This window comes from Glycomyces tritici, from assembly GCF_030403505.1.
The window spans coordinates 37991-56929 of record NZ_JAUEMJ010000010.1 but is presented as its reverse complement, the minus strand read 5'-3'; the positions used below and the strand labels follow the sequence as shown (position 1 = coordinate 56929).

The following is an 18939-nucleotide window of genomic DNA, read 5'->3' as shown; positions in this document are numbered from 1 at the left end:
CAGCTCCGTCGAACCGAATAACGACGAGGGCCGCCCATCAGGAGATGGACGGCCCTCGCGGTGCGGAGAGTGGAGCCTAAGTGCGCCGCTTCTCGCCCGAGCGGGCCAGGAAGCGCTGCAGGAGGATGAAGGCCAGCAGGAGCACGCCCATGACGATCCGCGCCCACCACGAGGAGAGTCCGCCGTGGAAGGCGATGAGCGTGTTGAGCAGGCCCCAGACCATGACGCCCGCGACGGTGCCGAGCACGAACCCGGCGCCGCCGGTGAGCAGCGTCCCGCCGATGACGACGGCGGCGATCGCGTCGAGTTCGGCGCCGATGTTGGCCAGCGGGTTGGCGCTCTTGGTCGCGAACGCGGCCAGCACCCCGGCGAGGGCGGCGCAGAAGCCGCTGATCGCGTACACGCCGATCTTGGTGCGCGCCACCGGAAGGCCCATGAGCAGCGCGGACTGCTCCGAGCCGCCCACGGCGTAGACGCCGCGCCCGAACCGGGTGTAGTGGAGGACCACGAAGGCGATGATGACGACCGCGAACGCGATGAACGACAGGTACGGAAGCCAGAAGCCGCCGTCGCGGACCTTCCCGCCGAACTCGACGTGGGTCATGCCCCACTGCCAGAAGTCGACCTCGCGCATGGACACGTCGGTGTCGGAGATCTGGAGCGTCAGGCCGCGGAACAGGAAGAGCCCCACGAGGGTCGCGATGAACGGCTGCACGTTGAAGTAGTGGATGACGGCCCCGATGAGCAGCCCCCACACCGTGCCGAAGGCCAGCACCAGCACCATCGCCAGCGGCGCCGAGACGCCCGCGTCGACGGTGAGCCAGGCGCACGCCATCGTCGAGAACGCCATCACCGAGCCCACGGAGAGGTCGATGCCGCCGGAGAGGATCACGAAGGTCATGCCGATCGCGATGACCAGCAGCGGCGCGTAGTCGATGAAGAGGCCGGCGAGGACCTGCGGGCTGTCGAAGTTCCGGAAGTTCGCGATGCCGCCGAGGTACATCACGACGAGCAGCACCACGGTGGCACCGATCGGGATGTACTTGGTGAGCCCGTCGAACAGGGTCGAGCGCGCGGGGCGCTCGGTCAGTGTCTCGGTGGTCATTTGGCCGGTACCTCCTCGGCGGGCGCGGGCGCGGAGACTTCCGGCTTCGGCTTGAACGGCTTCAGGATCCAGCCCCGGAACTCGGGGCTCTGCAGCAGCGCGACGGCGAAGACCACGATGGCCTTCGCGGTGAACTGCCACTGGCTGGAGAGGCCGACGTTGATGATGGTGTCCTCGAGCGTGCCGATGATGACGACGCCGATGGTGGTGCCCAGCAGGTAGAACCGGCCGCCGAGCAGCGCGGTGCCGCCGATGACCACGGCGAGGATCGCGTCGAGCTCGATCCACAGGCCGCCGTTGTTGGCGTCGGCGCTGCCGAGGTTGGCCGCGCCGATGAGCCCGGCCAGGCCCGCGCACAGCCCGCACACCAGGTACACGAGGACGGTGATGCCCTTGGACCGGATGCCCGCGAGGCGGCTCGCCTCGGGGTTGCCGCCGACGGACTCGAGCAGCATGCCCAGGGCGGTCTTGCGGGTGAGCAGGGCGATCGCGGTGAACACGAGCGCGGCGATCCAGATGGGCAGCGGGATCGTGAGGATCTCGCCGCGGCCGAGCTGCGTGAACGGGCTCGAGTCCTCGACCTTCGGGATCTGGCCGCCGGTGATGAGCTGCGCGATGCCGCGCCCGGCGATCATGAGGATGAGGGTGGCGACGATCGGCTGGATGCCGAAGTACGCCACCATGGTCCCGTTCCACGCGCCGATCACGGCGGTGACGAGGAGCGCGACGGCCACGGCGGTGAAGATGAGGCCAGCGGCGGACTGGTCGGGGGCGTCGATGATCATCTGGCAGGCGATGGCCGCGCCGATGGCGTAGACCGCGCCCACGGAGAGGTCGATGCCCTTGGTGGCGATGACGAGCGTCATGCCGAGCGCGATGAGCAGCAGCGGCGCGGAGCGGCGCAGGATGTTCACGAACGCGCCGCCGAGGCGGCCGTCGTTGACGCTCGGGACGATGAAGTCGATGCCGGTGGCGACGATGTTGACGACGATGAGCGCCAGCAGGATCAGCACCGGCCACATGAGGCGCTTCGCGTAGGCGTTCATCGGTCCCCGCCCTTCGCCACGATGGTGTCGACGATCTTCTCGGTGGTCATGTCGGCCTCGGATTCGAGCACGGCGATGAGTTCGCGGTCGCGCAGGACCGCGATCCGGTCGGAGAGGCGCGTGACCTCGTCGAGCTCGGCGGAGACGAACAGCACCGCCATCCCGTCCGCGGAGAGCTCGGCGACGAGCTTCTGGATGTCGGCCTTGGCGCCGACGTCGATGCCGCGCGTGGGCTCGTCGAGGATGAGGAGCTTGGGCTCGATGAGCATCCAGCGGGCCAGGAGCACCTTCTGCTGGTTGCCGCCCGAGAGGTTCTTCACGGGCATGTCCGGGTTCGCCGGGCGGATGTCGAGCTTCTCGATGAACTCGGCGACGAGCTTGTCGCGGCGGGCCACCGGGATGGACCGGGCCCAGCCGCGGGCGGCCTGCATCGCCAGGATCATGTTCTCGGCCACCGTGAGGTCGCCGACGAGCCCTTCGGTCTTGCGGTTCTCAGGGCAGAACGCGATGCCGCGCGCGGCGGCGGTGCGCGGGTTGTGCCCGCCCATGCGGGAGGCGGTGCTCTCGCCGTCGAAGTGCAGCGACCCGGAGTCGGCGCGGTCGGCGCCGGCGATGAGCCGGATGGTCTCGGTGCGCCCGGAGCCGAGCAGCCCGGCCAGGCCCACGACCTCCCCGCGGCGCACGGTGAGGTCGTACGGGGCGATGGAGCCCTTGCGGCCCAGGCCGGTCGCGGTGACCAGCGGCTCCTCGTCGGCGACGTGGTGCGCGGCGGCGGCCCGCTCGATCTGCTCGAGCGTGGCGGCCTCGCGGCCGAGCATGTGCCCGATGAGGTCGTTCTCCGGCAGGTCCGCGGTCGCCCATTCGCCGACGAGCTTCCCGTTGCGCAGCACCGTCATCCGGTCGGAGATGTCGTAGACCTGCTCGAGGAAGTGGGAGATGAACACCATCGCGGTGCCCTTGGCGGCGAGGCGGCGCATGACGCCGAGGAGGACGGCCACCTCGTCGCGGTCGAGCGAGGAGGTCGGCTCGTCGAGGATGAGGACCTTCGACTCGATGTCGACGGCCCGGGCGATCGCGACGAGCTGCTGCATGGCGATCGAGTAGGAGGACAGGGGCGCGGCGACGTTGAGGTCGATCCCGATGTCGTCCAGGAGCGCCTTCGCCTTGCGGCGCATGGCGCGGAAGTTGATGAACGGGCCGACGCGCGGTTCGCGCCCGGCGAAGAGGTTCTCGGCCACCGACAGGTTGTCGGTGAGGTTGACCTCCTGGTAGACCGTGGAGATGCCGGCGGCCTGGGCCGCGCCCGGGCTGTGGAACCGGACCGGCTTCCCGTCGAGCAGGATGTCGCCGGCATCCGGGTTGTGGACGCCCGTGAGCACCTTGATCAGTGTGGACTTCCCGGCACCGTTCTCCCCCATGACGGCGTGGATCTCTCCTGGCCTGAGGGTGAAGTCCACGCCGTCGAGGGCGCGGACACCGGTGAAGTCCTTTCTGATCCCGGTCATCTGGACGATCGGGTCGTCAGACATGGGATGAGACCTTCGCTTTGGATTGGAGCACTCTGGGGTCGGTGCGCTGCGGGATCGGCATTGTCCGGGCGGGCCTCGCGGGCCCGCCCGGACGGAGGGGGAGTGCCGTTAGAACTGGCGGTTCGGGAGCTCGGCCTCGAACTGGGTGGCGTCGAAGACGCCCTCCTCGACCGGGGTGAACTTCTCGACCTCGTCGCCGGCGACGACCGACTCGAGGACCTCCATCAGCTGCGGGCCGAAGGCGGGGTTGCACTCGACGATGTAGTTGAGCTTGCCGTCGACGCCCGCCTGGAAGCCGGCGGTCGAACCGTCGACGATGATGATCTGGATGTCGGTGCCGGGGACCTTGCCGGCCTCTTCGATGGCCTGGATCGCGCCGAGGCCCATCTCGTCGTTGTGGGCGTACAGCAGGTCGATGCCGTCGAGGCCGTGGGTGGTGATGAAGGTTTCCATGACCGCCTTGCCCTCTTCGGCGGTGAAGTTGCCCGACTGGGAGTCGACGATCTCGTAGTTCAGGCCTTCGGCGTCGAGGACCTCGAAGAACCCGGCCTTGCGGTCGTTCGCGGGAGCGGAGCCGGTGGTGCCCTGGAGCTCCAGGATCTTGGTGCCGTCGGCGTCGTCCGCGAAGGTCTCGGCCGCCCATGCGCCGGCCTTGCGGCCCTCTTCGGCGAAGTCGGAGCCGAGGCGCGTCACGTACAGGTCCTCGTCGGCGGCTTCGACACCGCGGTCGGCCAGGACGACGGGGATGCCCGCGTCCTCGGCCTCCTGGAGGACGTCGGTCCACCCGGTCTCGACCACCGGTGCCAGGACGATGACGTCAACCTGCTGGTTGATGAAGCCGCGGACGGCCTCGATCTGCTTCTCCTGGTCCTGCTGGGCGTCGTTGAACTTCAGCTCGTGGCCCGCGGCCTCGGCCGCGTCCTGGATGGACTTCGAGTTGGCGGTGCGCCAAGCGGATTCGGCGCCGACCTGGGCGAAGCCGATGACGAGGCTGCCGTCGTCGCCGCCGCCTTCAGAGCCGCCGTCGTCGCTGCCGCAAGCGGCCATGGTCAGGAGGAGTGCACCGGCGCCGATGCCGGCGAGAGCTTTTTTGAACACGTGGGGGTCGCCTTTCAAGCGTGTTGAATATGAGGGTTTTCGATATTTGCGTGAACGCATGTTACCGCTCATATCCTGACCCGTGTTATCGCTCTCGTCAAGCTGGAACCCCTGCGCAGAGCAGTAACGATTTCACAACACGCCGGAAAGAAACCTGCTCATTTCCCCCTCGATCAACCCGGCAAGCGGTAACTCGCCGCTTCCCGCGCCGGGCTTCCAGAGCACGTCGCCGCCCGGGCTGGCACCTTCGGCGCCGCTTGCGAGCCGTCGATTCGCACAGCGGGCCAGGACGAACAGCAGGTCGGACAGGCGGTTGAGGTAGGTGACCGGCACCGGGTGCGTCGTGTCCGGCTCGGCGTCGAGCAGCGCCCACACCGACCGCTCGGCCCGCCGCACCACCGTGCACGCCTGGTGCAGCAGCGCCGCGCCCGGCGTCCCGCCGCGCAGGATGAACGACCGGAGCGCCTCCAGATCGGCGTTGCACTCGTCGATCCAGCCCTCCAGGCGCGTCACGTACGAGTCGTCGATGCGCAGCGGCGGGTACTTCGGGTCGGGCGACACCGGCGTCGCGAGGTCGGCGCCCACATCGAACATGTCGTTCTGGACCGCGAGCAGGATCTCCCGCTCCCGCTCCCCGATCTCGCCCTGGTGCAGGGCGAGCGCCGCGCCGATCACCGCGTTCGCCTCGTCCACGTCCCCGTAGGCCGCGAGCCGGACATGCGTCTTCGGGACGCGGGAGAAGTCGGCGAGACCGGTCGTGCCGTCGTCGCCGGTCTTCGTATAAATCCTGGTGAGATTGACCGCCATGCACCGACCATATAGCCTCGCCCCATGGCAAAAGTCACGGTAATCGGTTCGGGACTCATGGGTTCCGGGATCGCGCAGGTCACGAGCCTGGGCGGCCTGGACGTCACACTGATCGACACTGACGCGGGCGCACTCGACCGCGCGCAGGCGGCGATCCGCGGTTCACTCGACCGCTTCGTAGCGAAGGAGAAGGTCACCGCAGCGGACGCCGAGGCGGCCGTCGACCGGATCTCCGTCGCCACCGACCTCGAGGCCGCCGCGGGCTCCCAGATCTGCGTAGAGGCCGTCTTCGAGCGCCTCGCGGTCAAGCAGGAGGTGTTCCGCAAGCTCTCGGCGATCTGCTCGCCCGAGACCGTCTTCGCGACGAACACCTCGGCCATCCCGATCACGGAGATCGCCGCCGCCGCAACGCATCCCGAACGGGTCGTCGGCACCCACTTCTTCTCACCGGTCCCCATGATGCAGCTGTGCGAGCTCGTGCGCGGCATCCACACCACCGACGAGACGCTCGCGGCGGCCCGCAAGTTCGCCGAGACCGCCGGGAAGACCTGCGTCGTCGTCAACCGGGACGTCGCCGGGTTCGCGACCACGCGCCTCATCTGCGCCCTCGTCAACGAGGCGGCCCGGCTCGTCGAAGACGGCGTGATCTCCGCCGAGGACCTCGACACGGCCTGCCGGCTCGGCTTCGGGCACCCGATGGGCCCGCTCGCCACCGCCGACCTCACCGGCATCGACGTGATCACGCACGCGACCGAGAACATCTACGAGGACACCGCCGACCCGCAGTTCTTCCCGCCCGCGCTCCTGCGCCGCCTCGTCGCCGCCGGCGAGATCGGCCGCAAGAGCGGCAAGGGCTTCTTCGACTACCCCTCGTAACGAAGCGAGTTGTCCACAGGCCTGTGGACAAACGAGAACGGCGCTGACCAGGAGGTCAGCGCCGTTCGCTACCGCTTCGCTACTTCGCGGCGAGGGTCGCGCGCGCCGGGGCGAGCACCTTCTCACCGGCGCTCGTCACGGTCATCGCCAGCTCGACCGAGGTCTCGTCGAGCTTGCGGACCTTGCCTTCCACGACCACTTCGGCACCGCCGTCGGCGGGCACCACCACGGGCTTCGCGAAACGCGCGGAGAAGTCCGTGAGTGTCGCGTCGATCCCGGCGCCGGCGGCCCATTCGCGCACCGCGCGCGAGACCAGGCCCATCGTGTACATGCCGTGGGCGATCACATCGGGGAGCCCGGCGGCCTTCGCCGCGGCCTCGTCCTGGTGGATCGGGTTCTGGTCCCCGGAGGCGTCCGCATAGGCGACGAGGTCGGCCCGCGTCACGGGGAACGCCGTGGTGAACACGGTCTCGCCGACGGCCAGTCCGCTCAGACTCATGCGGGGTCTCCAGCCACGAACAGGGTCGTCCACACCTCGGCGGCCAGCACATCGCCGTCCATGACGTCCGTGCGCAGCGCGAGCAGGTCGTTCCCGGCGACGGACTTGATCGACTCGATGGTCGAAGCGCACGACACGGCCGCGCCCGCCCGCAGTTCACGGTGGTACGCGAAACGCTGCTCTCGGTGCAGGACGCGGCTCCAGTCGAGCCCGAAGTCGGGGTCGTCAATGAGCCGCTCCGCCGCGGGCAGCGTGAGCGATATCAAGAATGTGGGCGGAACCGTCCCGTCGTCGTCAAGGCCGAGGGCCTGGGCGAAACGGGTCACCGAATCCGGGGTGATGACCACCGGTTCGGTGGGCGGCAAGGACCGGCCTGCGTACGAAGTGTTGAGCATGTACCGGAGCGGGGAAGACTAGCGGGTCTCTTTGTGGACCTGCGAGGTCTTGCAGCGCGGGCAGTACTTCTTGAGCTCGAGCCGGTCGGGGTGGTTCCGCCGGTTCTTCTTCGTGACGTAGTTGCGCTCCTTGCACTCCACGCACGCCATGGTGATCTTGGGGCGGACGTCAGTAGCCTTGGCCACGATGAGTGCCTTCCTCTAACTCGACCCGCCGGGCGGCGGACCGTTCTTGAACAAAACAAAGCGTCGACCAGCATATCTCGGTGGTCGACGCTTTACAAAAGTAGCGATGGGCAGGATCGAACTGCCGACACAACGATTATGAGTCGTTTGCTCTACCACTGAGCTACACCGCCGTGCGCTCACTGCCACCAGATGGCTCTGTGTGAGCAGTACGGCACTTCGCTGAAAACTGGCTTGAAGTGCTTCCGAGCCCCCATGCGGAATCGAACCGCAGACCTTCTCCTTACCATGGAGACGCTCTACCGACTGAGCTATAGGGGCGATCGCGAGGCTTCCCTCGCGGCCTTGACAAGAGTACATGACGGGCCGCCCAGAACGAACGCGGGGCCCGCCTTGCGGTGCGGGCCACAGTAGTGCGGCCGGGGCCCCTCCTAGACCACCCGGAGGCGGCTCTGACCACGTCCGCCGTCCTGCTGGGCGAGCCACGCCGCGAAGCGGTCGGCCGGCAGCGGACGCGAGAAGTAGTAGCCCTGACCGGCCTCGCACTGCAGCCCGCGCAGCTGCTCGACGGTCTGGTGGGCCTCGATGCCCTCCGCGACGACGTCGATCGCGAAGTGCCGGGCCAGGCCCAGGACCGCCTCCACGATCGCGCGGTCGTCCGCGTCGGTCGCCATGCCCTGCACGAACCGCAGGTCGATCTTGATCTCCTGGACCGGCAGCCGCCGCAGGTACGCGAGCGAGGAGTACCCGGTGCCGAAGTCGTCCACCGAGAGGCGCACGCCCATCTCGTGCAGCCGGTCGAGCGCCGGCGTGAGCCGCGGCTCCCCCGAGACCACGTCGTCCTCGGTGATCTCGAACGTCAACCGCTCCGCAGGGACCCCGTGCCGCTCCAGGAGCGCCGCGACCTTGTCCGGGAAGTCCGCGTCGGCGAGCGTGCGCGGCGACAGGTTCACCGCCATCGGCAGCGCCCCGTCCTCACCGGCCCATTCGGCCGAACGCCGCAGCGCCTCGTCCAGCACCGTCTCCGTGAGCTGCCCGAGCTGACCGGTCGACCCGGCGATCGGAATGAACTCCTCCGGCGCGACGAGCCCGAACGTCGGGTGCGGCCACCGCACGAGCGCCTCCGCGCCCATGACCGCCCCGGAGTCGCCGAGGGCCCGGTCGAGCCGGACCTTCGGCTGGAAGTGCACTTCGAGCTGGCCGCGGTCCAGCGCCCGACGCAGGTCGGAGGCGAGACCGATGCGGCGCAGGCTCTCCGATTCGAGGCCCGAGTGGTAGAGCTGCACGCCGTCCGCCGCGTTCTTGGCCTGCCTGGTGGCCCCGTCGGCGCGCTTGAGGAGCTCGTCGGCGTCCGCGGCGAAGTCCGGGTGCGTGACCACGCCGACGGCCGCTGAGAGGCTCACCGCGACCCCGCCGACCTCGAACGGCCCCTGGACGGCCGCGCGCAGCCGCCGCGCGGTGTCGAGCGCCTCGTCGGTCGAGGCGAGGCGGGTCTGGAGGATGAACTCGTCGGAGTCGATGCGGCCGAGGAACGACGCCGCGGGCGCGTGGTCCTTGAGGCGCTTCGCGAACTCCTTCAGCGCAGTGTCGCCGGCCTCGTGGCCGAGCGCGTCGTTGATCTCGTGCAGCGAGTCCACATCGAACATGAACACGGCGACGACCTCGCCGGGAACGGTGATGGAAAGCGCCTCTTGGAGGGCTTCGAGCGAACGGCGGCGGCTGGCCATGCCGGTGAGGGGGTCGTGGTAGGCGTCGTAGCGGAGCTGGTCGGTGAGCCGGGAGTTGTCGACGGCGACACTCACATGGGCGGCGACCGTCTCCAGCAGCTGCAGGTCGACCGGGAGGAAGCTCGACTCCTGGCCGCCCATGCGGTCGGCGACCGAGAGGCAGCCGTAGACGTCGTCGCCGGCGCGGAGCGGCACCAGCATCACGTTGCGGAGGTCGGCGTCCTCAAGGAGGGCCCGCTGCTCGGCGGTGGCGTTCTTGATGCCCAGGAGCATGGACTCACCGCTGGCGATGACCTCCCGCTGGAAGACGACCGGGACGGGGTCGAGGTCGGTGAGGCCGACGTCGTCGGCTCCCGCCGTGAGGCGGATCTCGGAGTAGCGGCCTTCGGCGGGCACCCACACGGTGGCGGCCTCGGCGGCGAGGATCTCGCGGAGGCGTCCGAGCATCGCATCGATGAGCCGGTTGGAGCGCACCGAGTCCGAGACGAGCTGGGTGAAGTCGTTGAGCTGGGTGAGCACCTGGCGCTGCCGCCGGAGCGCGATGTAGTTCCGTGCGAAGTAGAGCATGGCGACGGTGACGATCCCGACGGGGACCGCGGTCCACAAAGTCGCTTCGAAGAGGATGAGCACGAGGACGCCGGTCGAGGCGGCGAGGACGGGGCCGACCATGTTCAGCAGGAAGCCCGACCAGGCGTTGAGGAGGCTCTTCCAGCCGTCGATGATGAGCAGCATCACCGAGATGAAGACGGTCGTGACGACGCCCGCGATGATGGTGGCGCCGATGAGGACGAGCCAGGTGTAGGGGTCGGCCGCGCCGCGCAGGCCGACTGCGGCGACGAACACGGTCGCCGACGCCGCGCCGAGCGTGGTGAGCGAGGTGTTGAAGAGCGGCTTGAGCGCGCCGATGTCCTGGACGACGTAACGCCGCGCGTAGACGAAGAGCGAGGCGGCCAGCCGGGTCGCGATGACCCAGAACGGGTCGAGGTAGAACAGTGCCAGGACGAGGGGGATGTCCGCGAGGCTGTAGGCGATGCGGTGGTGCCGGAAGTACTGGATGATCAGCAGCGAGTGCGCCGCGGCGAATCCGACCGCGAAGAGCGCGAGCTGCACCGGCGGGCTGCTGTCGGGCAACCCGAAGCGGACGAGCGTTCCCGCGATCAGCGCGAACGGAAGCGCGGTGAACAGCCAGGGCAGGATCCTGAAGATCTGGGGATGGCGCTGGCGGATCATCGACGGCCCCGGCGCACGGCGCTGATCGCGGGACCGTCGCTAGGACAGTTCGCCGGCGTTGGCGATCCCCAGCGCCGTTGCGCCATCGGGCTGCGCGCTGGAGAGCTCGCCGGCGTTCCCGCCGTTCGCCACCACGTCGGCGGAGGCCGAAGAGGCGGCCCCGGCGATGATGCCGAGCGCGAGGAGACCCGCGGAAAGCGCAGCGCCGAGCTTCTTGAAAAGTTTGACCGGTTTCACGAGGCCTCCCGTGAGGTGTGGGAATGTGCTGTCAAGGGGACCAGTAGAGCCCATGGTGCCACAGTCCGCAGGCCCTGGGGAAGGCTTGGGACCGTGATTCTCGCGCTCTTTCTGGTTCAACCGTACGGGTGAGCACGGCTCATGACCATTCTCTCCGATGCCCGCACGAGCCTTGCTCACGGGTCGGGTGTTCGCGCGCCTACCCGCAGGCACCCCTATAGGTTAGGCTCGCCTTACTCAAGAACATGATCGTAGTTCGACAAAGGAATGCGCACATGCCAGCAGACACCGCCGCTGCGAACGGCCCGGCCGACACCGGTACGACCCTCTTCTCGGCCCGGATCCGCGAAGCCTCCTGGTCGCGCCATCAAGGCCTCGACCCCTCGGCCGACGCCGATGCGATCAAGGCCCCGGGCGTGTTCGACCGGCTCTTCGACGGCTCGCTGAGCGTCGGCGACTACACGCGCTGGCACGCCCAGCAGTACTTCGTGTACGAGGCGATCGAGGCCGCGGCCGCGCGCTTCGCCGACGACCCGGTGGCGGGGCCGTTCGTGTTCCCTGAGCTGGCGCGCGTTCCCGCGATCGAGGCGGACCTGCAGTTCCTAATGGGACCGAAGTGGCGCTCAGGGATCGAACCGCTCCCGGAGACGAGGGCCTACGTGGACCGGATCGACGCGGTGACGGCCGACTGGCCCGGCGGCTACATCGCCCACGCGTACACCCGCTACCTGGGCGACCTCTCCGGCGGCCAGGCCTTCGGCAAGGCCGCCCGCCGCAACTACGGCTTCGAGGCCGCGGGCGCGTCGTTCTACGAGTTCGCAGACATCAAGAGCCCCAAGGCGTTCAAGGAGGAGTACCGCTCGCGGCTCGACGGAGTCGACCTCGCCGAGGCCGACCGGGCGCGCGTCATCGAGGAGGTCCTGCTGGCCTACGACCACAACGGGGCGGTGCTCGCGGCACTCGGCGAGGGCCTGGACCGCAACCCGTTCGAGCCGAAGGTGGTCGCCGCGATCTGCCACCACATGAACACCGACCACGCGGCGGACACGCTCGTGATCTGCCGGGGCGCGGGCGGCAGGCGCGATGCAGCGACGGCCCGCATGACCGGCTTCGACGGCGAGGGCGCGGATTTCGCGGTGGTCGTGGACGGCGCCGAGGCGGCGGTCCGGGTCGAGTGGGCCGCTCCGCTGTCGGAGCGGGCCGAGGTGCGGCCGGAGATCGTGCGGCTGTTCACCGAGTCGAAGGCCACGCTTCTCGACGAAGCGCGCGAGTCATGAATCGGCACTTCCTGACGTCTCGCGAGTCATCAATCATCACGGTGAACGCGTGACCACTACCGCCCGGGAATGTCCTGATTGTCGCGACACGCCGGGCGGTGACGAATCTCGCGCGAGCGTCGCTCGCGGCGCTACCGTGTGGCGGTTGCCAAGCCCACGGCCGGCCGGCCCCCCGGGACTCCGAGTCCTCCGCCGCCGCCGATGGGCACCGCCACGAGCCGTGCCGCTTCACGGCTCGCCAGCTTCATCAAGGGTGAGTACGCATGTCCGACACCGGACCGGTATCCGCCGACCAGATCAGGCGTCACGCCGCCCGGCCGCACCGCACGAGGGGCCAGCACCGCGCCTCGTGGGCCGCAGAACTCTCCCCGCTGCTGGCGGGGACGCAACGCCGTTACACCGCCGTCGTCGGCTCGGCCGTGGCCGGGGCGTCGATCGTCGCCATGGCGACGGGGGCCGGGTTCTCCTCCGAAGAGAGCGAACCCGGTACGTCGCAGGCGGTCGCCGACATCGCGGCGCTCGCCGCCGAGGCGAGCGTCCCGGAGACGGGGTCGGACGGCGGGTCCCCTGCCGATGCGCCGCTGGGCGCGGCGACGGCCGAGGAGGTCGTGATGTCGGAGCGGACGTCGCCGGTGACGGGGCAGGACGCGCAGATCAAGTGGGAGCCGATGCTGGACAACATCACGATCACGTCCTTGTTCGGGCAGCGCTGGGGCCGCAACCACAACGGGGTCGACTTCGACGCCGCGACCGGCGACCCGGTGTACGCCGCGTATCCGGGCACGATCACGCACGCCGGGTGGGAGACGGGGTTCGGGAACCTCGTCATCATCGACCACGGCGACGGCGTCGAGACCTACTACGCGCACAACTCCGAGGTGCTCGTGGGCGAGGGCGACTGGGTGGACGCGGGCGGGCAGATCGCGAATGCGGGCAACACGGGCCGCTCGTTCGGCTCGCATGTGCACTTCGAAGTGCATGTGAACGGCGAGCCGGTGGAGCCGCTGAGCTACCTCGCGGAGGTCGGGCTCGACCTGCGCTGAGGCGGCGGGCAGGAGGGCGTACGGGCGGCCCCGGGTACCCTCCCTATCCCACCTTCTCCACTACCAGTGAAAAGGACACCATCCCACACGGGTACGACAGTGAGCGACGCTCACAATTTGCTGACCGGTGCGAGCCTGAGGATGACCCATTTCGGTTCGCCGTCGCCGAAGTCGATGCGCGCCTGGGCCCTGGGGCCCGAGCCTTTGAGCTCGACGACACGGCCGAGGCCCCACTTGTCGTGGGTGACCCTGTCCCCCACGTCGAGTGACGGAATGTCCGCGGCGTTGCGCATGACGATCGGCGAGCCGAAGTTCGCGGTCGACTTCGGCTTCACGACGCGCGGCGGCGGCGCGGACTCGGACCATTCGATGAGGTCGCCCGGGATCTCGGCGAGGAAGCGGCTGGCCGCATAGTACTGCGGCTGCCCGAAGATGTTGCGGGTCCCGGCGCGGGTCAGATGCAAGTGCTTCCTGGCGCGGGTGAGCCCCACGTACGCGAGGCGCCGCTCCTCCTCCATGTCGCCGGGCTTGTTCATCGACCGCTCGTGCGGGAACAGGCCGTCGTCGAGGCCGGTGAGGAACACCGTGTCGAACTCCAGCCCCTTCGCGGTGTGGAGGGTCATCAGCGTGATGACCCCGCCCTCCTCCGCCTCGGGGTCGGGGATCGAGTCGGCGTCGGAGACGAGCGCGACGTGCTCCAGGAACGACGGCACGTCGGCGGTGAGGTCGGCTTCGTCGGCCTCGGTGGTGCCGCGCACGACCGACTCGGTGAACTCGTGGGCGACGGCCACGAGCTCCTGCAGGTTCTCGATGCGGCCCTCGTCCTGCGGGTCCTTGGACTGCTCCAGGCCCTCGAGGTAGCCGGTGTCCCCGATGAGCTTGTCGAGCACCTCTTCGGGCGGGGCGGTCTTCGCGAGTTCCGTTGCCGCGTCGATGATCTCGCAGAACCGCTTGATGCCGGTGCGGGCGCGGCCGGAGACCCCGGGGGCCTCGTCGACGCGGTGCAGCGCGGCCGGGAAGGAGAGCCGCAGCCTGGCCGCGAGCGCTTCGATCTCGGCGACGGCGCGGTCGCCGACGCCGCGCTTGGGCGTGTTGACGACGCGCATCGCCGAGACCGTGTCGTCGGGGTTCGCGGTGAGCTTCAGGTACGCGAGCATGTCGCGGACCTCTTTGCGCTCGTAGAAGCGCACGCCGCCGACGACCTTGTACGGGATGCCGCGGCGCACGAACACTTCTTCGAACGCGCGCGACTGGGCGTTGGTGCGGTAGAAGATCGCGGCGTCGCCGAAGCTGGTCTCGCCGGCGTCGACGAGCTCGTCGATCCGGTTGGCGACCCAGGCCGCCTCGTCGTGCTCGTTGTCGCCGGTGTGGCCGAGGATCGCCGAGCCGGGGCCCTCGTCGCTCCACAGCCGCTTCTCGCGGCCGCGCTCGGTGTTGTTGCGGATGACCCCGTTGGCGGCGTCGAGGATCGTCTGGGTGGAGCGGTAGTTCTGCTCCAGCAGGATCGTCTTGGCGTCGGGGAAGTCCCGCTCGAACTCGATGATGTTGCGGATGGTGGCGCCGCGGAAGGCGTAGATCGACTGGTCGGCGTCGCCGACGACGCACAGCTCGGCGCGGTCCTCGCCGGTGCCGACGAGTTCGCGCACCAGCGTGTACTGGGCGTGGTTGGTGTCCTGGTACTCGTCGACCATGACGTGCCGGAACCGCAGCCGGTACGACTTCGCGACCTCCGGGAACGCCTGGAACAGGTGCACTGTGGACCCGATGATGTCGTCGAAGTCGACGGCCTGGGCGAGGCGCAGGCGCTCGGTGTACTGCCCGTACACGTCGGCGACGAGCTTCCCGCGGGCGTCGTCGGCCTTCGCGGCGGCCTCCTCGGGGCCGATGAGCTCGTTCTTCAACCGGGAGATCTCGGCGGCGAACCAGCGCGGCGACTGCTTCTTGGAGTCGAGCCCGAGGTCCTTGACGATCTGGGTGAGGAGCCGGCGGGCGTCGTCGGTGTCGTAGATCGTGAAGCTGGACTTCCAGCCGAGCCGGTGCGCCTCGCGGCGGAGGATGCGCAGGCACGCGGAGTGGAAGGTGAGCACCCACATCGCGCGCGAGCGCGGGCCGACCAGGGCGTCGACGCGTTCGCGCATCTCGGCGGCGGCCTTGTTGGTGAAGGTGATGGCGAGGATCTCGCCGGGGTGGGCGCCGCGCTCGGCCAGGAGGTGGCCGATGCGGTGGGTGAGGACGCGGGTCTTGCCCGAGCCCGCGCCCGCGACGATGAGCAGCGGGGATCCGGCGTGCTCGACGGCTTGGCGTTGCGGTTCGTTGAGGCCGGTCAGAAGGTCGTTCATCGCGTTCAATTATGCCGCAGCTTGCAAGGCATCACGGAGGCGCAGTTGCCGCGCCGGGCACGACGGTGGTCTTCCAAGGCCCGGCTACGGCGCGGCGTCACTCTTGAGAGCGGTCTGCGGCTTAGAGCGGTCCGCGGCCGGAGCGCAGGACGAGCATCGCGATCTGGATGCCGTCGTCGCCGAGGGCGGAGCGGTACTTCTCGAGGATGGCGCGTTCGCGGTCCAGGACCAGGCGGGTGCCGCCGTTGGCCATGCGGATCTCGCCGACGCGCTTGGAGACTTCGGCGCGGCGCTGCCACAGGCGGATGATCTCGGCGTCCAGGGCGTCGATCTCGGTGCGCAGGTCCTGGAGTTCGTCAGGTGCGATTTCGGCGGATGCGGTCATCAGGGCTTCTCCTTAGAGCGATGCGTGTATCGAACTCCGGGCGGTAGCCGCCTCGCGGCGGCGCTGGCGAGCCGTACATTTGCCCAGGCGTGAAAAAAGCCCCGGGCTGTTCGCCCGGGGCCGGTAGGTCGGTGTGTCAGCGCGACGACCTACGGCTCGGACGGTTCCGGCCGTAGTAAAAGTAAAATCGCGCGCTCTGAGTCACGCGGCAAGTATGCCACACGCCCGCCGGTGTGACCAGCGGGCGTGTGGCGTTTGTCGCAGTGTTCAGTCGCTGTTAAGCGTCCGAGCCCCAGTCCGCGCGGGCGGCGCGGCGGCGCATGAGCACCATCGCGGCGACGCCGGCGAGCAGGACCGCGCCGCCGACGGTGGCGACGGTGGTCAGGCTGGAACCGGTGACGGGCAGCTGCGGCTTCGGGGACTCACTCGGGACCTCGTCGACGGTGATCTCGAAGGGGATCTCGAAGTAGAACTCCTCGGTGAACTCCTCGGCGAGGATGAGGCGCTGGCCCTCGACGTCGGCGCCGTCGGCGTCGACCGGGACGAAGGTGCGGCCGGCCGGGGTGGTCCATTCGACGATGTCGGTGATGATCGTGACCGATGCGGTCTCGGCCTTGTCGAACTTCACGGAGAAGACCTGGCCGTCGGTGAGGGTGGTGAGCTCCTCGCCGTTCTCGTCGACGACGGTGGCGCCTTCGGGCTGCTCGAAGCTGAGCGAGTCGATGTTGGTGTCGACGGTGAACGGGCCGACGGTGGTGCCTTCGACCTTGGCGTCGGTGGCGTCGTAGTCGAAGTAGGGCTCTTCGGGCTCCTCGACGGGCGCGGAGTTCTCGAGCAGCCAGGCCTGGAGCGCCGGGACGATCTCGTCGGCGACGTCGTCACCGGTCGGGTCGGTGGCGTCGAGGGTCCAGCCGTCGGTCAGCGACCAGATGGCGGACTGGGTGGCCGCGTAGGCCAGCTGGTCCTGGGTGACGTCGCCGTAGTCGTCGCTCGCCAGGCCCGCCTCTTCGAGGAGCTCGCCGGCGTTGGTGCCGTCGTAGCCGGCGAGGAGGACGCCGAGGACCTTCGGGAGGTCTTCGACGGGGACGTCGTCCCACGGGCGCTCTTCGTGGAGGTACTGCTCTTCGAGGTCGACCTCGAGCTGGATGCAGTAGACGGTGCGGTACTCGCCGTCGCCGGTGTCGAGGGCGATCATCGAGGCGTTCGGCTCCTTCTCCTCACCGCCCGCGGTGCCGTACAGCTCGATGCCGTCGTCCTCGATCACGACGTTGCCGGCGGCGAGGATTCCCGCTTCCTCGTCCTGGGCTTGAGCGGCGGTGACGCCGGTGAGGCCGAGTGCGACGCCGGCAGCAGCGGCCATCGTCCCTTTCAGGGCTTTGGTCATCATTGGTTGAAGTCCCTTTGCTTTTCCGAGGGATTGACGCGGTCTGAGGGTGCTTGCGAGTCTTGAATCGGTACCGACTCTTCATGCGACACGTTAGCGGCACGCTGCCGGTTGCATTCGGCGGCAGGAAATCTCCGAGCTGGGTTTCGACTGCGCGGCAAGGGAAATGGCGCGAGCTCGGAGAGCCGCGCCACTATAACGATTCGGTATAGGCCGGGCCGTCGGCGAAGGACGGTGGCGAGTGGGTACCGGTGGGACGGAAGTGGCCGGGGCCAGGGGGGATCGCTTCCCCCGGCCCCGGCCGCACCATGCACCGGGCTTTCTTGGAACCGCGGAGCGCGCCCGGGTCCGGACCGTTCGACGTGGTCCGGAACGCTCCTGCGGCAGCGGGCGCTCGCCATCGGCAAGCGGGCGCCCGCATCCTTCAGGTCTTAGTGGTCGGAAGCCTTGCGGCGCTTGCCCAGCGCGATCACGGTCATGCCGCCCACCAGGAGCGCCAGGCCCGCCGCGAAGGCGACGCTCAGGGTCGAACCGGTGACGGGCAGCTGCGGCTTCGGCGGGGCGCTGGCCTCCGGCGGCGCGTCGAGGGCGAAGCGCCATTCGGCGGGGACCTCGCCTTCGCGCGGCTGCGCCAGGATGAGCTTCTGCGAGTCGCCCACGGTCATCGGGTTGACCGCGTCGTCCGAGAGCGCTTCGTCGGTGGTGGCCAGGAAGACCCGGCCCACCGGCAGGTCGTAGGCGGCGGTGCCCTTGACGGTGATCTCGTTCGTGTCCTCGTCGAGGACGATCCAGAACTCCTCGCCGTCCTTGCGGGACTCGACCGCGTCGCCGCCCTCGGTCTCGAGGCGGCCGCCTTCGGCGGTGAGCTCGACGGGGCCGGCGTTGGAGCGGATCGTGTAGGGGCCGAAGCGCCCGTCGACGAAGGTCGCCGACTCCTCGCCCTCGAGGTCCACGGTGAACTCGGACGGGTCCGGGACGCGCCCGGTGTCCTCGGTGAGGTGCTCGTAGACCGCGAGGACCGCCTCGTCCTCGCCGCTGTTGCCGCCCTTGACCGGGTTGTCCGCCAAGAGGTCCCAGGCGTCCGTGAAGTGCCAGACGGCGGCCTGCGTGCCCGCGTAGGCGACCTCGGCGACCTCCTCATCGGACCAGTCGGGGTTCACCTCGCCGCCGGAGGTCTCGATGAGCTCCTCGGCGCCCACGTTCGGGAAGCCGTTGAACAGGACCCAGCGGACCTCTTCGAGGTTCGCGACCTCCGACTCCTCCCAGTCGCCCTCGGTGTAGGGGCTCTCGGTGTCGAGCGGGGTGTGGATGTCGATGCAGTAGACGACGAGCGTCTCCTCGCCGCCGTGCGGCTTGAGGCCGAGGACGTTCGCCCACACGTCGTAGCGCTCCTCCGCGAACCGCCCGCGCAGCTCCAGGCCGGGGGCGGTGACGATGTCGCCGGAGACCGGCTCGGGCTCCTCGGCCCGGGCGGGGGCGCCCGCGGCCGTGCTCATGAGAGCGGCGGCGAGGAGCGCGGCGGTGCCCGCGAGCGGAGTGCGGATCGTCTTGAGTCTCATCGTGGTTCGGTCCTCCTGGGAGCGGACTTGAGGCGGCAGGTCGTGAGTGGAGTGCCGGGTCGGCCTGACAAGAGGGGAAACGAGACGACCCAGAGTGACGGCGCGGCCACTCATCCGAACGATGTGCAGAACCCGCCGAAAGTACGATCCCAAACCAGGGCAATGGTCGCGTCTCACCCTTGCGCAACACGCGAACGCGACCCGGACCCGTCAGACA

The 18939-nt window shown here is 69.1% G+C and carries 17 protein-coding genes and 2 tRNA genes; 3 read left to right on the top strand and 16 right to left on the bottom strand.

Going from position 1 to position 18939, the window contains the following annotated elements; all coding sequences use genetic code 11:
* Window positions 1–76: 76 nt before the first annotated feature.
* The 5 genes from QWI33_RS24305 to QWI33_RS24285 all read right to left on the bottom strand — a co-directional run bounded on the left by QWI33_RS24305 (window position 77) and on the right by QWI33_RS24285 (window position 5585).
* Window positions 77–1105, bottom strand: a complete 1029-nt coding sequence (locus QWI33_RS24305) for an ABC transporter permease subunit (protein ID WP_289957855.1) — start codon at window positions 1103–1105, stop codon at window positions 77–79.
* Entirely contained in the window at window positions 1102–2151 is a 1050-nt protein-coding gene (locus QWI33_RS24300; protein WP_289957856.1) for an ABC transporter permease, read from the bottom strand. The genes QWI33_RS24305 and QWI33_RS24300 overlap by 4 nt, the downstream gene beginning before the upstream one ends.
* Window positions 2148–3680, bottom strand: coding sequence for a sugar ABC transporter ATP-binding protein (locus tag QWI33_RS24295; RefSeq protein ID WP_289957857.1), 1533 nt, complete (start codon window positions 3678–3680; stop codon window positions 2148–2150). The genes QWI33_RS24300 and QWI33_RS24295 overlap by 4 nt, the downstream gene beginning before the upstream one ends.
* Before the next feature lie 108 nt (window positions 3681–3788).
* Window positions 3789–4778, bottom strand: coding sequence for an ABC transporter substrate-binding protein (locus QWI33_RS24290; RefSeq protein WP_289957858.1), 990 nt, complete (start codon window positions 4776–4778; stop codon window positions 3789–3791).
* A 132-nt stretch (window positions 4779–4910) separates the two neighbouring features.
* Window positions 4911–5585, bottom strand: a complete 675-nt coding sequence (locus tag QWI33_RS24285) for a cob(I)yrinic acid a,c-diamide adenosyltransferase (protein ID WP_289957859.1) — start codon at window positions 5583–5585, stop codon at window positions 4911–4913.
* A 24-nt stretch (window positions 5586–5609) separates the two neighbouring features.
* Between QWI33_RS24285 and QWI33_RS24280 the strand changes: the two genes are divergently transcribed.
* The gene (locus QWI33_RS24280) at window positions 5610–6461 is read left to right on the top strand and encodes a 3-hydroxyacyl-CoA dehydrogenase family protein (protein WP_289957860.1); all 852 of its coding nucleotides are present in this window, start codon (window positions 5610–5612) and stop codon (window positions 6459–6461) included.
* Between the two features lie 79 nt (window positions 6462–6540).
* On the opposite strand, the gene QWI33_RS24275 is transcribed toward QWI33_RS24280, so the two are convergent.
* From QWI33_RS24275 to QWI33_RS24245, 7 genes are all read right to left on the bottom strand, one after another.
* Window positions 6541–6960: a MaoC/PaaZ C-terminal domain-containing protein gene (locus QWI33_RS24275; protein ID WP_289957861.1), complete on the bottom strand. Its 420-nt coding sequence runs from the start codon at window positions 6958–6960 to the stop codon at window positions 6541–6543.
* Window positions 6957–7355: an FAS1-like dehydratase domain-containing protein gene (locus tag QWI33_RS24270; protein WP_289957862.1), complete on the bottom strand. Its 399-nt coding sequence runs from the start codon at window positions 7353–7355 to the stop codon at window positions 6957–6959. Before QWI33_RS24270 ends, QWI33_RS24275 begins: the two co-directional genes overlap by 4 nt.
* 18 nt (window positions 7356–7373) lie before the next feature.
* Window positions 7374–7541: a 50S ribosomal protein L33 gene (gene rpmG / locus QWI33_RS24265; RefSeq protein WP_270116154.1), complete on the bottom strand. Its 168-nt coding sequence runs from the start codon at window positions 7539–7541 to the stop codon at window positions 7374–7376.
* Window positions 7542–7642: 101 nt separating this feature from the next.
* Window positions 7643–7714 (bottom strand) — tRNA-Met (locus tag QWI33_RS24260).
* 75 nt (window positions 7715–7789) lie between these two features.
* Window positions 7790–7862, bottom strand: a tRNA-Thr gene (locus QWI33_RS24255).
* 110 nt (window positions 7863–7972) lie between these two features.
* Entirely contained in the window at window positions 7973–10498 is a 2526-nt protein-coding gene (locus QWI33_RS24250; protein WP_289957863.1) for a putative bifunctional diguanylate cyclase/phosphodiesterase, read from the bottom strand.
* Window positions 10499–10537: 39 nt separating this feature from the next.
* On the bottom strand, window positions 10538–10735 hold the full coding sequence (locus tag QWI33_RS24245) for a hypothetical protein (RefSeq protein ID WP_289957864.1): 198 nt from the start codon (window positions 10733–10735) through the stop codon (window positions 10538–10540).
* A 275-nt stretch (window positions 10736–11010) separates the two neighbouring features.
* Here QWI33_RS24245 and QWI33_RS24240 point away from each other — a divergent pair, with 275 nt between their 5' ends.
* Together QWI33_RS24240 and QWI33_RS24235 are read left to right on the top strand one after the other, a co-directional pair.
* Window positions 11011–12012 (top strand): biliverdin-producing heme oxygenase, encoded by a 1002-nt coding sequence (locus QWI33_RS24240; protein ID WP_289957865.1) that lies wholly within the window; start codon window positions 11011–11013, stop codon window positions 12010–12012.
* 263 nt (window positions 12013–12275) lie between these two features.
* On the top strand, window positions 12276–13055 hold the full coding sequence (locus QWI33_RS24235) for a M23 family metallopeptidase (RefSeq protein ID WP_289957866.1): 780 nt from the start codon (window positions 12276–12278) through the stop codon (window positions 13053–13055).
* Between the two features lie 110 nt (window positions 13056–13165).
* Here QWI33_RS24235 and pcrA read toward each other — a convergent pair whose 3' ends face one another.
* From pcrA to QWI33_RS24215, 4 genes are all read right to left on the bottom strand, one after another.
* Entirely contained in the window at window positions 13166–15394 is a 2229-nt protein-coding gene (pcrA, locus tag QWI33_RS24230; RefSeq protein WP_289957867.1) for a DNA helicase PcrA, read from the bottom strand.
* A gap of 121 nt (window positions 15395–15515) precedes the next feature.
* Complete coding sequence (locus tag QWI33_RS24225) at window positions 15516–15779, bottom strand: chorismate mutase (protein WP_289957868.1); 264 nt, start codon at window positions 15777–15779, stop codon at window positions 15516–15518.
* 277 nt (window positions 15780–16056) lie between these two features.
* The gene (locus QWI33_RS24220) at window positions 16057–17166 is read right to left on the bottom strand and encodes a Cys-Gln thioester bond-forming surface protein (protein ID WP_289957869.1); all 1110 of its coding nucleotides are present in this window, start codon (window positions 17164–17166) and stop codon (window positions 16057–16059) included.
* Window positions 17167–17594: 428 nt separating this feature from the next.
* Window positions 17595–18722, bottom strand: a complete 1128-nt coding sequence (locus QWI33_RS24215) for a Cys-Gln thioester bond-forming surface protein (RefSeq protein ID WP_289957870.1) — start codon at window positions 18720–18722, stop codon at window positions 17595–17597.
* Between the last annotated feature and the right edge of the window lie 217 nt (window positions 18723–18939).

What these genes read in the sequence shown, in the direction of transcription:
- QWI33_RS24305 (WP_289957855.1), bottom strand. Translation starts at nt 1,105, where the DNA reads ATGACCACCGAGACACTGACCGAGCGCCCCGCGCGCTCGACCCTGTTC.
- QWI33_RS24300 (WP_289957856.1), bottom strand. Translation starts at nt 2,151, where the DNA reads ATGAACGCCTACGCGAAGCGCCTCATGTGGCCGGTGCTGATCCTGCTG.
- QWI33_RS24295 (WP_289957857.1), bottom strand. Translation starts at nt 3,680, where the DNA reads ATGTCTGACGACCCGATCGTCCAGATGACCGGGATCAGAAAGGACTTC.
- QWI33_RS24285 (WP_289957859.1), bottom strand. Translation starts at nt 5,585, where the DNA reads ATGGCGGTCAATCTCACCAGGATTTATACGAAGACCGGCGACGACGGC.
- QWI33_RS24280 (WP_289957860.1), top strand. Translation starts at nt 5,610, where the DNA reads ATGGCAAAAGTCACGGTAATCGGTTCGGGACTCATGGGTTCCGGGATC.
- QWI33_RS24275 (WP_289957861.1), bottom strand. Translation starts at nt 6,960, where the DNA reads ATGAGTCTGAGCGGACTGGCCGTCGGCGAGACCGTGTTCACCACGGCG.
- QWI33_RS24270 (WP_289957862.1), bottom strand. Translation starts at nt 7,355, where the DNA reads ATGCTCAACACTTCGTACGCAGGCCGGTCCTTGCCGCCCACCGAACCG.
- QWI33_RS24250 (WP_289957863.1), bottom strand. Translation starts at nt 10,498, where the DNA reads ATGATCCGCCAGCGCCATCCCCAGATCTTCAGGATCCTGCCCTGGCTG.
- QWI33_RS24240 (WP_289957865.1), top strand. Translation starts at nt 11,011, where the DNA reads ATGCCAGCAGACACCGCCGCTGCGAACGGCCCGGCCGACACCGGTACG.
- QWI33_RS24235 (WP_289957866.1), top strand. Translation starts at nt 12,276, where the DNA reads ATGTCCGACACCGGACCGGTATCCGCCGACCAGATCAGGCGTCACGCC.
- pcrA (WP_289957867.1), bottom strand. Translation starts at nt 15,394, where the DNA reads ATGAACGACCTTCTGACCGGCCTCAACGAACCGCAACGCCAAGCCGTC.
- QWI33_RS24225 (WP_289957868.1), bottom strand. Translation starts at nt 15,779, where the DNA reads ATGACCGCATCCGCCGAAATCGCACCTGACGAACTCCAGGACCTGCGC.
- QWI33_RS24220 (WP_289957869.1), bottom strand. Translation starts at nt 17,166, where the DNA reads ATGATGACCAAAGCCCTGAAAGGGACGATGGCCGCTGCTGCCGGCGTC.
- QWI33_RS24215 (WP_289957870.1), bottom strand. Translation starts at nt 18,722, where the DNA reads ATGAGACTCAAGACGATCCGCACTCCGCTCGCGGGCACCGCCGCGCTC.